Origin of the sequence: Algoriphagus lutimaris (assembly GCF_017051705.1) — a bacterium.
In the GTDB taxonomy this organism is placed as follows: Bacteria; Bacteroidota; Bacteroidia; order Cytophagales; family Cyclobacteriaceae; genus Algoriphagus; species Algoriphagus lutimaris.
This window is the reverse complement of record NZ_JAFIDJ010000002.1, coordinates 630,623-646,548: the sequence shown is the minus strand read 5'-3', so window position 1 is coordinate 646,548 and position 15,926 is coordinate 630,623. Positions and strand designations below refer to the sequence as shown.

Below are 15,926 nucleotides of genomic sequence, written 5' to 3'. Positions count from 1 at the left end.
TATCCATCACCCTTCCGTCCTGTTTGGCATTTTAATCTACATTTTATTACGGGAATTTCCATAGGTATTCTGAAATAGAATTGAAACTAAATCCTTCAAAACCAAGCAATAGGTATCCTTAAATCTAATGTTTGCAGTATGAAAAATGAGGATTGTTGAATTTCCAAATGAGAAGGCAGGAGTTTTTAAACCAGCCTAGGTTGAAATTGAAGGGCTCGCGTAAAATGTATTTGTACCATGAAAAGGAGAGGGCTACAATGGAGGTATTTATTTTAGGGGTAATGAAATGATGAATTCAGTTCCTTCCCCTTCTTTACTTTCTACTTTTAATTCGCCATTATGTGCTTTAATAATGTCATAGCTTAAACTTAGGCCAAGGCCTGTTCCAGACCCGGTTGGTTTGGTGGTAAAAAATGGTTGGAATACTTTGTCCTTGATGGCATCTGGGATACCACTTCCATTGTCCTGAATGCTCAATTCTATACCGTTCTTAGTTTTTTTGGTTTTTACACGAACCATCGGTTGGTAGTCAGGAATTCCGGTTTTTGATTTTTCGTTGACTGTATAAAAAGCATTGTTTACCATGTTGAGGATAACCCGACCAATGTCTTGAGGCACCACAGTCACTTTGGGAAGCTGGTCATCTACTTCCAGTTCAAAGTCTGCATTAAATGCTTTGTCCTTTGCTCTAATACCATGATAGGACAATCGTAAAAATTCATTGGCTAACAGATTCAAATCTGTAGGTACTTTTTCTCTTGCATTGGATCTACTGTGTTCCAGCATCCCTTTGACGATGGAGTCCGCTCGTTTTCCATGTAATCTGATTCTGGAAAGATTTTGTTTGATTTCTTCTCCTATGGATTTTGCTTCATCATAATCACCTTTTTCCAGTTCTTCCTTCATTTCATCCACCATTTCTTCACTAACCTCAGAGAAGTTATTTACAAAATTGAGGGGGTTCTGAATCTCATGTGCAATCCCTGCGGTAAGTTCTCCCAAAGAAGCCATTTTTTCGGATTGGATCAGTTGGGCCTGGGTAGATTTCAATTTATCATATGCCGAAACGACATTTTCTCTTTGTATGCGGATTTCCTCTTTTTGGATTTGTAATAGACGGTTAGCCTTTTGCTTACTCAGATTGTTTCGGAATAAAGAAATACTGATGATGACAAACATCGCCAGGCCTCCCAATGAAGCGAAAATGATAACTCTCTGGTTAAATACTTCGGCATTTTTTAACTCTGTATCTTTTTGTAGAAGTTCGATTTCTGCCTCTTTTTTGTCCAGCTCAAATTCGAATTGAAGTTGTTGTATTTTCTTTTCTGTACTTGATTTTGCTATTTCTTCTTTGACGCTTTTGGCATTGATTTCATTTTCATATGCAGCCTTGTAGTTTCCAATCTGCGCTTCGGTGTTGGCGAGATTTTCATAGATATCTACTAATTCATTTTTGGCATCAATTTCTATCCCCAAGGTTTTAGCCCGCTCAAAACTGGAAATGGCCGCTCTATAATCTTGCTGCTTAATCTGGGTTTTGGCCAGCCCGATCAAACTTTGTGTCAATTCAAATTTAGCATCTAACTTTTCTGAAATATCCAATGCTCTTTGGTGGTATCCGTAGGCATCCTGAAAATTTCCCAATTGGGAGCTAATCTCTCCGAGTTGGGTGAGTGGAAAGGTTGCATCTATTGTTCCATCACATAATTTTAAAGCCTTCTGATGGTAGAAGGTAGCAGAGTCATAGTTTAAGTCTAAAAAATAGACTTCCCCAATATTCATTGCTGCTATGGCCATTCCCGTCTCCAAATTAATTTCTTCGAATACCTGAAGTGATCTTTTAAAGTAGGTGAGAGCTTCCTGGATGGTCGAGTTATTTTTACTGTAAACAGTCCCTATATTATTTAGAGAGGTTCCAATCCGAAGCTTATTATCCAGTCTTTCGGATATATTGAGGGATTGAAAATGTAATTCCAGAGCTTTGGTACTGTTTCCAAGTCTAAAATAAATGGAACCCTGATTACTCAGAATATTGGCCTCTCCTGTTTGGTCTCCAATTTCCTGATAGAATTTTAATGCTTCCTGAAAAGTCAGGATGGCTTCTTGGAAATTTCCCTGTTGAGCATATGCTCTTCCTTTCAGATTGTATGCATCGGCCAGCCCTTTTTTGTAATTGACTTTTTCACCTAATTGAATGGCTGAATCCATGTAAAAGATTGTCCTACTCAAATCAGAATCAAAGTATTCGCGACCTAAATCTATGTAGCCAGAAACCTTTACACTATCTTCCTCTAGTTTTCCTATAGACTGAATTAGACTATCTATCCTATTCGTTTGGGCCAAACTTTTGGGTAAATAGAGAGATGTAAACAAAAATAGAATGAGCACATATCTAAAAGTAGTCATATAATGGTCCTGGTTCCTTAGTTTTTGCGGATTACGTTACCTTCATTTTGTCGGTGGATATTTCGATTGTATGGAAGTGCATAATTACGGGTCTTTGATGATATGAATGGTTTTCATCCCTTTGGTGGTATTGATATTGATAATATAGAAACCAACATTCATTTGAGAGAAGTCCAACTCAAGTCTTCTTTCCCTTTCATGCCATACTCTAGGCAATTGACGGATTCTTCCCATGGCATCAAGAATGACCAAAGAGAAATCACTAGGCTCTTCATTGACCAACCCTTTCAGATTTAGGTTTAATCGGTCATTTACTGGATTAGGGTAGGCAATCAATTCACTTGGAATTTCCTCCTGCTTCAGCTGCTTACTTTCATAAGATAGTGAAATTTCAGGATTGGTTTCTCCGGTAATTGGTTTTACTCTGGCTGTTTCAAAATTTGTAACGATTGGCCTGATTGCAATGGCTTGGGCCACCCAATGCTCGCTTTCAGAAGCCTCAGCGCTTAAGGCTCCGGTTTCGCCCGCATCGCTCAGAATAAAATAGCTCATCATATTGGAGGTCAGACCTTGCTGATCATTCGGATCATCGTACACTTCAATAGTACCTGCCGGTGGAGTCCAGGTAGCATTTTTCTTGTTGGTGTAGAATAACATGATCAGGGTATTGCAGTCCGTGGTGGTTAAAGAAGGAGTAGTTCCTACTAAACTCTGAGATCCTGAATCTCCACTAAAGGTGACAATCGGACCATCCGGATGATGGATATCAGCCCCTTCAATTCTAGTAATTCCCATGGTCCATTTTGGCGCTTGGTTGATACGGAACCCATAAGTTTCCGGCTCATTATTGTCTTCCACCACTTTGTAGTAGGTGACCATAGCGACTTGGTTTTCTTGATTGACTCGCTGGATTAGGACCCACCCAGCTTCCTCAGGAGTTACCAAAGGAGCTTCTCCTTTTTCGAACATTAATCCGACAATCAACAAATCACCGATTTTGGTATTGGCAGGTTTTTTAATGATTGCAGGGTTACTGGTATTTCCAGCTCCCATAGCGGTTTCAAAATCCCCTATCTCAGGTGCCTCATTGGCACATCCTACAATTAGGAAAGGAGCGTATTCCGAACTGGCTGAAGTGTAGTTTTCATCTCCTGCATACTGTGCAATTACCTGATAAGTACCAGGGAATACGGGAGCAAAGGTGGTAGGTCCATAGCTGGTTTGGCCAACTCCTTCGTATTCAATGGAGATTAGTTTTCTATCCAGAAAATCTTCTTCTCCGCCAATTCCATATGCGTAGGCACTTGCTTCAATCGGTTCTCCCAAATATTCGAATTCACCACCTGTAACGATGACAGTAGGTGTTGCCTTTCCTACTGAAAGCATTCCTTTATTAATAGGGTCAATGATATAATTAGAAGGTTCAAACAGGGTGATTTCTGGATCTATTACATAGGATCCTACTGGAATCACACCCACTCTTGGAAATGCAATTTCCTGATACAGCAATCGATAGGTAACAGTATCCACTATTGATTCGGTATTTTCCTCTAAGGTTAGTTCCGTTTCTTCAGAATTAAGGAAGCTGGTACTAATTTTAAAACCTTCAAATGATGTGTTCAGTGGAGGAATAGAATCTCCGTAAATCATTGCATCTGGAGTCGCTGAAGTTTCTGCAAGTAAGGAGGCAGGAGTAATGGTAAGATCGGCAGGTAAATAGTAAGAGGTAAAATTTCTGGATTCAAAAGTACCGGGGATAATTACTTGTGGTCCTACATCAGTACCAGTTACCATCGTGATGGAGAAGAATTCCAAGTTGAAATCATCGTTATTTTCTCCCGTTTCAGCGCCGAAGTCATAGTATTTCCCGATTTCTGCATTTTCCCCTTCCTCAGCTAATTCTAGATCTTTTTCTCCAAAAATGACCAGGTTATTGAAGTTTGTCTCTTCTTCTTCACCTCCTGTACTATTGATGATGGTTCTAGAATTAATGATGGTTCTTCCATTGATAATGCTTCTAGCATTGATAATGGTCCGTCCATTGATGATGGTTCTTCCATTGATCATACTTCGGGCGTTGATCATGGTCCGAGCATTGATCATCGTCCTTCCATTGATGCTGACGGCTTGCAAATCTTGATTTTCAGGATCTTCTAGGTAATCTAAGAAGGAGTTGGCAGGGACATCAAATGCAGAATTTATAATGGTTCGCCCATTGATGATGGATCTGCCGTTGATGATTGTTCTTCCATTAATAATGCTACGTCCGCTGACCATGAAACTTTTGTTGACAAAGCTTTCCTTATTGATAATGGATCTTCCATTAAATATTCCCAATGGAAGGCTATTGTCTCCCGTTCTTTTGGCAAGTTCCAAGTCCTCCATATATTGGGTAAGAACGCTATTTTTCAACCCGGCCACATCGATGATTTTCGGGTTGCTTTCTGGGCCTATCAGGCTATCTGCAATCAATACTTCAAACTCCAATGCATCTCCTATGGACTCTCCATATTCAATGGCAAATTGATCTACTAGGTCCTTCGGCTTGATAGTAATAGGTAAGGTTTCCACTGTGATGATACCTGGACCATAATTTCCAAAATCATTATTTGTTCCATCATAGAATAAGGAGCCATCTTCTTGAAGCACTCCTACATAATTGAAAAAATCCGAATAGGTAAAGGTTGTTTGAGGATGGGAAGCGGTAATAATATAAGTCCCTACCTCGGCCAAATTACCAGTGATGGTACTGGATAAGGTCAATAATTGTAAAGAAGGGTCCGGGTTTTCAGGATCTAAAGTCAATCCTATTTCCTCCAATGTCAGCTCACTTAACACCCAATTATTATCAATTCTTTCATAGACGCTTGCTGCGAAAGCAGGTACTGTCTGTGCATAGTTTTTGGATAGATCATCTGCCCGGATGGCTATGGTTCTTTTAACCACATCAAAGAAATATTCCGGTCCGGCAGTACCCCCATCCAATTCACTGTCGGAAATGAAATTATTTACAACGGTTACCCCTGGGTTTCCTTCAAAAGTTGGTACCGTCACTTCCAAATAGCCGGTACCAAATTCATCCACACCATAGACGGCGTTTAATTGTTCTTCTCTCAAGTACACATTCGAACCTTCATAGAGGTTGGTTCCCTGAATGATCAATTGAAACTCTACCTCTCCAGGAGTTATTCCTTCCTCATATACCAATTCAATGTTATTGGGATTAGGAGTTGCTAAGGTCAATAAAGCTTTATCTGCCCGAACCATCCCAGCACCGGAAAGAAAGTCCTCTCCGGGATCATGCATGTCTTGTGCCGTTGATTTGAGTACCCGCCGGATGTCTTCAGGTGTGGTGGAACCTACTTCACCTTCCCAATTAGGAGGAGAAGTTTCTGGGTAATATTTGAGTCGGGCTTGCTTGATGAGGGCAGCCAAAGCGGCTGCATGCGGAGCTGCGGCAGAAGTACCATAGAAATTTGGAAAATCATCATCCTCTAGATTGGGAGCTCCTAAATTGACAGTGGTATTTACCCCATTGGGAGCTGTGAAATCCGGTTTGGCCCGAACCACCCCATTGGTGGTGGTTCCTCCTCGGGAGGAGAAGGAAGCCACTGTAAAGGGCTCTGTTCCACTAGGTACTAATGCTGGGTCAAATCCATATACTGCAGTATTGGCATATAGTACGGCGCCTACCGTCATTGCCCCTTCCGAATTGGCATGACCTACTACCGTGGATGCATTGATGCCATTTTGATCATTCGGGTCCAGTTCGCCTCTATAAACTACATATTTAAATTTGATGCCTGTGTTGGAATCCAAGTCGTTGCAACTCTCGCATTCCCTTGCAATCAAAAGGTCAATTGTTGTTGGCTCTGAGATGGTAAAAGAAAGGATTTCAAAAGGGTCTCCATTGGCATTATCCCTATTAAAGCCAAAGAGCGGCACGTCAAAGTTTTTCAAATAAATGTCCAGATCGTATAAACTTCCTACCTGATCTACAGAATATAGCGGGTCTTCCCACTGTAATGAAATCATATAAACTGCAGGCCCATTTTCTGCCGGGAAGACATTAATGGATTGCGTAGTGGATCCATTACTAAACTGATGAACTCTTCCTTGTTCTTCCCAAGTCCCACTATTTAACGGCAATTGAATAGTGGGGTCGATCACTGGATTAAAGGTCCCTTCAAAGGATTTGATACCAAAATTGCCGGCAGAAGTAAAATAGGAAACTCCATCCGCTGTGACGTCATTAATGGCTTTTGCTACTTTACCGTCTCTAAAACTAGGTTCGGTCATGTAGGATATGTCATCCACCAAAACATCACTTCCTGCAGCTGCTAAATCCCGTATTCCCTGGGCAAAATCTCCTGCAGTAACTACACCAGTACGGAAGGCTAATTCTGCTCCTGGAGCAATGTCATATATGATCTGCATCATGGCACGACCTTCATCAGTGCCTGTTCCAAATCGACTTGGAAGATCCCTCAAGAAATAGGTGCTTTCAGGTAAATCACCGTTTGAAATATCGGTCTCCAACGTATTCACCCCTGCATCTGTTCGGGTAGCATAGCTGTCAGAAAGGACTCCTATTTTTATACCTGTACCATCAATGGGTTGATCTCCCTCAAAATGCGTATATCCAGCTCTAACTAAATTGGAACGCATCACCCGATCACCTTGTGTAGTTGTCGCTCCCTTATTGGCTACTGGGGGGAAAGCAGGCCGAACGTGGTTCAGAACTTCAAAATATTTATTTAATTCTAGCAAGTTTGCAATTGGGAAAAATCCTGCAATGATCAGCGAGTTAGGGTCTTGTTTTAGCTCCGCTTCGGTAGGCGTGACAAAGCCTAAGTTTTCCAGAATGGTCTTTGCTTCGGCAAAGCGATCTTTGAAGTAAATGACTTCAATGAGTACCTCGTCTCCATCGATGTAGAATACCTCATTGGATTCCACCGTTTCCCCTTGATTGAATATTTCATTCAAAGCACTCAATTCGGAACCTATTAGTTCGTAGACTTTTCCTTGGCTACAAATTCCAAAAATCTGCCGGTCATTGACTGTAATACTGAAGGATTCTGTTTTGCTACAATTTCCGATGGTAGAAACTTCAATGACATCTCCGTCGGTAACCAAAATTTCTTCAGGGGTTTCAATTGTTTGTCGATTGCGCACAAAAGATACCTCTCCAAAATCTACAGAGATAAAATCATACAGGTTTCCAATGGCAGTATTGCCTCCATTTTCAGTACTACAAAGTACTGCCTCGTACACAGTGAGGGTAGGAGGGGTAGTATAAGTGACATCTAAGCTGCATTGGATGGGTAGACAGGTTCCTTCGTTTTCTATTTCTACGACTACTGTTCCAGATCCAGCCCAATTGACTGTAATACTATTAGTTCCTTGACCCGCACTGATTTCTCCTTCCCCGCTGATCGTCCAAGCATAGGAAAGTCCTCCCTCGGGGGCAGTATAAGTAGCTAAGGATCCGTCACAAATGTTAGTTTCTCCTTCAATTAAGCATTCTGTCACGGATTCCAGAATTTCCGTCGCAGCCTGTACAGAACTGCTTTGGCTTCCTACGGATTTGTCGTCAAGGGAAACAACTCGGGTATGGTAAGGAGATCCATTGATACTAGCCGCTGAATTACCTTCTCCCCAATCCTGGGCTTTGGCAATATGGCCTCCCCAGGCAATGACTGCAGTATTATTAGCTCCATTGTCTCCCTCTACAACAAAAGAAATACGAAGGCGGGTGATCGTAGTGGAAGAACTGGTTTCCTGAATTGTATAAGAAACATCTTCTATCGTTCCGCCAAATATGGCGAGTTTCCGCTCGTCTTCTGAAAGTTGGTTGAAACTCGTTAAAGGCTGGGGAGTTCCTTCTGGCGCAGGAATTACTGCAAAACTGGGAGTGCCTGGATCAGGAATTACTTCCTCACAGATTCTATTGAAGTTGGTAATATAGTCAATGGCATTTTTTTCGTCCTTTTTAGTATCCCATTCAATTTCTACTGAATGATTTCCGGCCTTCAGTTTGGAAATGGTAAGACGATAAGGTATGGATTGACCTTCAAAAAAATGGCTATTTCCGGAGTTGGAGTTTCCTGTTGACCAAATTACAGGACTGGTAGGTTCTTTATCGACTCCACCATTTTGTCCTTGCTCCAACTTGACAGATTGGGCATTGGAAAAATTTGATGCAAGTAAAAAAACTATCACTATCCCCTTTGCGAGCGTCAGTAATTTTTGCATAACATTACATTCAGTTTAAAGAATAAATAGTCAAGTAGACCGTGTTTTTGAAAAATCCGAAATCAAGTAAAAAGTGTCAAAAACAGCATTTTTCTACAAGTGAAAAACATTAAATTTCCTATGAAATATATATCTAAAATATGAAAAATATTTTCAAATTATTAAAAATCAATGATTTATAATTTGGTAAAATATCGTCTGATTTTTGGATAAAAAAGTTAAATGAGAATGGCGTCAGAGTTTTTTAATAATTCATTTCATAATCAAGAAAAATATAATAATACCAATATTAAAATTGAATTTTTTCTAATTAACAAAGTAAAACTCAATTAAAGGATTTTTTGAAATGTTGGAATTCAAAAACTTATTCCTTCAAAGGGCCTTGAAGGAATAAGTTGGTGCTACTACCTATGAGATATGCTAATAAAACAGTTAAGGAGATAAACTGCTTCTTTTAATTTGATTAAATGATAATAAGATTTTTTTCATTTTATTCGAACTAGATAGAAAAAGGGAGAGAAATAATGAATTCGGTCATTTCCCCTTTTTTCGAAATGACTTTAATTTTTCCGCCGTGCGCCCTTACGATATCATAGCTTAGCGATAACCCAAGTCCAGTACCGGAGCCAGTGGGCTTGGTGGTATAGAAGGGTTGAAAGATTTTTTCTTTGATGGAGTCCGGAATGCCGGGGCCGTTATCTTTCACCGAGAGTTCGATACCATGTTGAGTCTGCTTCGAGCTGACAATTACTTCCGGTTCGTATTTATTGTCAAGAAGGCCATCGGGACCTGTTTGTGCTTTTCCATTGATGCTGCTTTGGCTTTGCTCTGCACAGGCATAAAAAGCATTATTCACCAAATTCAAAATTACTCTTCCGATATCTGAAGCCACAACTTTCACTTTTGGGAGATTAGGATCGAGTTCAAGCTTGAAGTTTGCATTAAAGCTCTTGTCTTTTGCCCGGAGTCCATGATAGGAAAGCTTCAGGAATTCTTCTGCAAGGGAATTGAGGTCGGTTTCCTTTTTCTCACTAGAATTTGCTCTGCTATGTTGAAGCATTCCTTTGACAATTAGATCTGCACGTCTACCATGTTGTTGGATTTTGGCCTCATTTTCCTTGATTGAAGCTGCGATTTGCTTTACTTCAAGAAGGTTTCCTTTTTCGATTTCATCTTCCAATTCATCGATGAGCTCTTGGTTTAGGTCGGAAAAGTTGTTTACGAAGTTCAAAGGATTTTGAATTTCATGGGCAATTCCAGCTGTGAGCTCTCCAAGAGAAGCCATTTTTTCGGATTGAATTAGCTGAGCCTGTGTAGCCTTGAGCTCTTTATATGCTTTTTCAATTTCTTTGGCCTGAGCTAATTCCCGTTCCTGTGTTTTTACTTTTTCTCTTGCCAAAACCCTGTTAGTCTGGAATTTAACCAGCCCATAGACGATTAAGACAAAGACAATAAAGTAAATGAGGAATGCCCACCAAGTGGCATACCAAGGAGGAAGTATTTCAAAGGGGTAGGCGATCTCATTAGAGATGGTGTTAAAGGTGTTTTTTGCGCGTACTCGAAAGGTGTACGATCCATAAGGGAGATTGGAGAATTCCCTTGAGACATTTTCTGTCCAGTCAGACCATTCTTCATCCAGCCCTTCTAAAAATGTCTGATATCGAATCTGATTTTCTTTTACAAAAAATGGTGCAGTAAAGTTAAAACTAATGGAATTGCCCTTATATGGAATTTCCACAGTTGATCCTCCGGACTGCATGCTAATCGGTAAAATATTCTCGCTCGTCGATGCAGAAGTGAAATATAGTGGAAGCGGATGGTCTGTTCTATAATCTTTATTGGGATCAAGCCTGATCAGCCCGTCATCTGTGCCAAACCATATTACCCCACTAGGCTCTGTAAATCCTGAGGCAACAGAACTGGCTGTTATTAAATTAAATGGATAGGATTGGAGCTGAAAGCTTCCATCTTCTTGCCGTACAGCCAAGCGTTTTTCTCCTTTGAAGTCCAAATAAACATTGCCGGTTTCTCCCACTCCAAGGCCATAGGTGTCCAGGTTGATGTTGGCTACTTCATCGGAGAAACTGAAGACCGGGTCGCGCTCAAATTCATTGATACTTGAATTGAAAAAATAGAACCCATCGATACCAGAAGTATATACTTTGCCCTCAATCGGTCCTACGGCAAGACCTGATAAACCTCTAACCCCATCTTTTTCGCTGATTTCTGTTACCCTTGCGTTGGGAACATCTAGATTGCCAGATGCCGTTTTTTGGAAAACAATCCTGAATAGTACGCCTGCCTGGGTACCGCCCCAGAGTTCACCTTCCTGATTTTCGGCCAAGCTATAGATCGATCGTTCCACACCGGAAATAGAGCCGATATTTTCATAATCATACTCCCCATTGATTCCCTTCTCTCTTTTGAATACCTGAATACCAAATCCTCCACTAATAAACACGTATCCTGGATGAAATTCCGAAATCACTATTTTAAGTGTCTGGTAGCTCTCCGTGCCTGGAATGATCTTGGAGGTTTTTCCCCTAATTGAATATACCCCAACTCCAGTGCTCAACATCTGATTAACATCTGGAACAAGATCAAATACCTGGGTATTGGGAATTCCCTCGACTTGCTTGACGACCCCATCAGACTTATCTAGGTACAGCACATTAGTTGATGTTCCGATGTATAAATTGTCGTCATAGGCACCAAGAGATAATGGACTTCCTATTTCATATTGATCAGAATCAAATCTAGAAATCGGTGAAAAAATTTCAATTTTTGAAAGCCCACTGTTTGTACCCACCCATAAATTAGAAGTATTGTCCAGGAAAAAAGCATAGACACTTTGGTCGGTAATGGAATTTTTGGTGTTAAACTCCGATTTTATTTTTCCCTCTTGATCGATGATAAAAAATCCATGTCCCAATACACTAAGGGCATAGGTGCCATCAGGAAGACTGAGTGCTTTGTATAAACTTCTATCCTTTAGAAGAGGGTCAATTTCAGTTGGGAAGGGAATGAAATCCTGACCATCGTAATGATACAATCCTCCTGAAAAGGCGCCTACCAGAAACCCATCAGAGTTTTGATAGGGTAATAGAACTTGTACTCTATCCTCTCCCAGAAATTGGCTGCCTGGCACTAACTCCAATGATCCTCCTTGCTCCTTAAACAAACCCAGGTTGATTTGATGGGCATAATAGGTATCATTTAGGCTAAAACCATACATAAATTCAGTATCCGGTTTCCAAACTTTGAGATTGCTTCCCTGATTTTCCGAAGCTGGAGTATAAATGAAAATTGCTTCTCTGGCTTGGAAGTAAATTTTCCCCTGACTTTCCCGAATCGACCAGATATCATTGAAAACCAGGTCTGAAGGATATCCTTCAATGAGTGATGTTTCTATGGTTTTTCCAGTGGAATCAGTGGTGACAATACCAAAATCTCCGAGCGATCCGAAATAGAATGTACTATCTGAGGCAAGTAAGGTAGACCTTACATTGGTATTGAATTCGGTGGTAGGAGAGGAAAGGAGTTCCCAGTTTTTACCGTCAAATTTTTGAAGACCTGAACTTGTGCCAACGAATAAGAAACCTTCCTTATTTTGATTCACATCCCAGATTTGTTGACCGGCAAAATTATCATCGCCTACCACATAATTAGTGAAGCTAGGTACTCCCTTTGATGCGTTTATTTGGCTATAGGAGTTGAAAGCCAGTAAACTAAAGAAGAACGTACTGGGGAGCACTAGATATTTAAAAAAGTCTTTTTTCATAATTTCATCTATTAGGGTTGGGTGTTTGAGGTCAACACTTTATTCGTTTTTTATTTGGTCTGTTACTGGTAATAAGAGGATCATTTCAGTGCCCTCTTCATCCACACTTCTCACACGTAAATCTCCTCCATGTACTTTCACTATATCATAGCTTAGAGACAATCCTAGCCCGGTACCAGAACCTGTCGGCTTAGTAGTAAAAAAAGGTTGGAAGATTTTTTCTTTGATGGAGTCCGGTATGCCAGAGCCGTTGTCATTGACGGAGATCTGAATGGCCCCCCTCCCGATATCTCGAGAAAGGCCCTGCCCCCCTGCTTGGGGGGAGTAGATACTGCTCACAGTTACGAGTGGTTTATAATCAGGGTCTGTGTTTTTTGAATTCGCCTTTTCGTTAACCGCATAAAAAGCATTGTTTACTAAGTTCAAAATCACTCGGCCGATATCAGAAGCCACTACATTTACTTTAGGAAGATTGGGGTCAAGGTCTAGCTTAAAATCAGCATTGAAAGATTTATTTTTTGCACGTAAACCATGGTAAGAAAGCCTTACAAATTCATCAACTAGCGCATTAATGTCGGTAAGTTCCTTTTCTCCTTTTTTGGATCGGCTATGTTCAAGCATTCCTTTGACAATAGAATCCGCTCGCTTCCCATGGTGAGTGATTTTGTTTAGGTTGCCTTTAATTTCGGTAGCTAGGAGCTTGGCTTCTTCCAACTCTCCATTTTGCAATTCTTCTTGTAGTTCATCTATCATTTCAGAACTTACTTCCGAGAAGTTATTGACAAAGTTGAGGGGGTTTTGTATTTCATGAGCAATACCTGCGGTCAGCTCTCCGAGTGAAGCCATTTTTTCGGATTGAATTAGTTGGGCCTGGGTAGATTTGAGTTCAGAGTAGGCTTTTTCTATCTCTTTGGCTTGAGCTAGCTCACGATCTTTGGATTTTTCGCGTTCGATTCGAGCGGCCCTTTTTCTTTGCTCTTGGATAAATAAATATGCTAGAATCATAAATAAGACCAAGTAAAGGAGATAAGCCCACCAGGTTTGATACCATGGAGGTAATACTTTGATTGAAACCCGGAGAGGGCTTTCACTCCAGATCCCATCTAGGTTGACAGATTTTAATTCTAGTGTATAATCCCCTGCTGGTAGGTTGGTAAAAACAGCATTTCCACTCGCCTCTTGCCACGTATCATCAAAGTTCGTGAGTCGATATTGGGAACTATTATTTCCATTTCCCCCAAAGTGAATGGCCGCAAAATTGATATTTAAAGTGGTGATTCCAGGAGGAATAAGCAGAGAAGAAATGGTATGGTTTGGTTTCCTTTCTGTGGAGTCCAAATAGTTTTGGTAATTTTTCCCATCTAGGGTTATTCCTCTAATAATGATTTGTGGAGGATACGGATTAGTTTGAAGTTCACTGGGATCAAACACATTCATCCCACCATTTCCCGAAAAGTAGATTTTTCCAGATGGGCCACGATTTTTCAGTTTGGAATTAAATGAACTGGATTGAAGCCCTCTTTCAATACCAAATCTTACTGTTTTGCCAGTTTCTGGGAGATATTGAAAAATACCATCTGAAGTTCCAAAATAGAGGTACCCATCCTCATCATAGCTGAAGGCTCTGATTTCAAGGTCTGGAAATCCAAACTCTTCATAACTCTGCCAGAATTTTAATCCATTGTATTCCTCATCTGCATAGCCAAATCCATCAACTGTAGCAATCCAGACTCTTCCTTTAGTATCAAGAACCGGCCGAGATGTTGAATAACCTAAATATTCACCGAAGAATGCACCTTGTTTAATTACAGATTTAGATTTGGTGTCGATCAACATCCAAGAGCCTCCATCTTCAGTTCTTTGGACCAAAAGATTTTCCTGAGAATCAATCAATACTCCTCGGGGTCTGGAATTGGAAGAATCTTTGACCAAAGAGGTGAATTTTTCTATTTCAGGATCAAAAAAATCCATTCCATCGGTATGACTGATCCAAAGTTTGTCTCTAGCATCTACTTGAATTCCAAAAATCCAATTTTTACTTAAAGAGGTTGAATCTTTTGGATTATTTCGATACCGGGTAATCAAACCTGTTTTTGGGTCTATCCGATTGAGTCCTCCATTTTGATCTCCGGGAGAGCCTGTTCCTACCCAAAGTGTAGAATCAGAAGTCTCTGCGATTGCCCAAGGATAGGGATGCGATAATTCTGACCCGAATGTTTTACCAGCAGGAGGATTATCCTGGGAAGCTCCAATTCTGTGGAGAATGTTCTTTCCATCTGTAGCAAAATGAATGAGTCCACTTTCAATAGAAATCCGCTGACCTATCCAAAAAGATCCATCTTCCAGTTCGTAAGAAGAAAGGATATCTGGGATGGTTTTTCCTTGTTCATCCCGTAAAAGGCCAAAATCAGATTGATGGGTATTTAAAAGGCTGATTCCATAGGCGAATCTAGTGATCCATATGACCCCTTGTCGATCCAAATATAATTTGCATCCGTGATCACTGGACATTGGAAGTAGTTCTTTGTGGGTATTCGTGCCAGAATGGATGGTTAAGGATTCCCCTGTTTCTAAATTGATTTTGGTGATCGCGTTCCGTTGGTTGAGCCATATAAATGGACCATGAATTATATAAGAAGCTTCACTCCCAAGGCCTTTTTCCTTCAATAGTTCAGGTTCACTGAATTTTTTAAATGTCCAAGGTTCAGTATCGGATTCCCGTGTAGCCAATCCAATCGGATTTAAAAGAACTGTGCCTGAATTCCCGTAAGGAAGAATGACAGTTTGGCGGTATGTGGCAAAGGATGTTTTATTGATAGTGTTTTCATCTAAAGGAAATTGTTCATAGTGGAATTTCCCATCAGGATGCCGTTTCCCCATTTTTGCCTCTTTCCCATTTTGAACTAAAATAAAATTTACTCTTCCGTCATCCCCAAGTTGAAGATTATATACTTCACCTGATTCCTGCCCAGGCTCTAAAATAAATTTTTGAGTTTCCGGGTCTAGCTTCATGATTCCTTTTGTGGTGGAGGCAAATACTTCACCTTGCTTTCCCAAGAGGACTTGGACATACCTCCTATTCAAATCAATATCCCGGTAAAATGAAAGGCTATCTTTATTGGAGTCATAATAAATCAAATCCCCATCTCCGGCTTCTATCCAGACCCCTCCCTTTTCATCTGCTTCTACATATCGGCCTTCATAAAAAATCTTTTTATAATTTTTTCCATCAAACTGGAAAACTCCTTCCCAAGTACCCAGATAGATAAACCCGTAGGTGTCCTGAGTCACATCGGTGACTGAAGTACTTGGCAGTCCCTCATCTGATGTGATGTTGTTGAAAACTGCATTCTGAGAAATGTTCTGAGCGTTTAGAGCCAAAGAAATCATGGCCAAACCGCAGAACTGAAGCAATAAAAAAAATGGGGTTTGAATTAGCTTTTTCATTAAAAAAACTGTCTAAATAACATGTGTCAAAAAGCCA

General features: G+C 40.5%; 4 protein-coding genes. All 4 read right to left on the bottom strand.

The window, feature by feature from the left end; all coding sequences use genetic code 11:
- Window positions 1–267: 267 nt before the first annotated feature.
- Entirely contained in the window at window positions 268–2,406 is a 2,139-nt protein-coding gene (locus tag JYB62_RS13490; protein WP_205645950.1) for a tetratricopeptide repeat protein, read from the bottom strand.
- A gap of 84 nt (window positions 2,407–2,490) precedes the next feature.
- Window positions 2,491–8,661, bottom strand: a complete 6,171-nt coding sequence (locus JYB62_RS13485; protein WP_205645949.1) for a S8 family serine peptidase — start codon at window positions 8,659–8,661, stop codon at window positions 2,491–2,493.
- A gap of 499 nt (window positions 8,662–9,160) precedes the next feature.
- Window positions 9,161–12,442 (bottom strand): sensor histidine kinase, encoded by a 3,282-nt coding sequence (locus tag JYB62_RS13480; RefSeq protein WP_205645948.1) that lies wholly within the window; start codon window positions 12,440–12,442, stop codon window positions 9,161–9,163.
- 39 nt (window positions 12,443–12,481) lie between these two features.
- Complete coding sequence (locus JYB62_RS19900; protein ID WP_243431582.1) at window positions 12,482–15,889, bottom strand: sensor histidine kinase; 3,408 nt, start codon at window positions 15,887–15,889, stop codon at window positions 12,482–12,484.
- Window positions 15,890–15,926 lie beyond the last annotated feature (37 nt).

Bases quoted from the DNA above. Each gene is read 5' to 3' on its own strand.
- JYB62_RS13480 (WP_205645948.1), bottom strand. From the start codon at position 12,442: ATGAAAAAAGACTTTTTTAAATATCTAGTGCTCCCCAGTACGTTCTTC.
- JYB62_RS19900 (WP_243431582.1), bottom strand. From the start codon at position 15,889: ATGAAAAAGCTAATTCAAACCCCATTTTTTTTATTGCTTCAGTTCTGC.
- JYB62_RS13490 (WP_205645950.1), bottom strand. From the start codon at position 2,406: ATGACTACTTTTAGATATGTGCTCATTCTATTTTTGTTTACATCTCTC.
- JYB62_RS13485 (WP_205645949.1), bottom strand. From the start codon at position 8,661: ATGCAAAAATTACTGACGCTCGCAAAGGGGATAGTGATAGTTTTTTTA.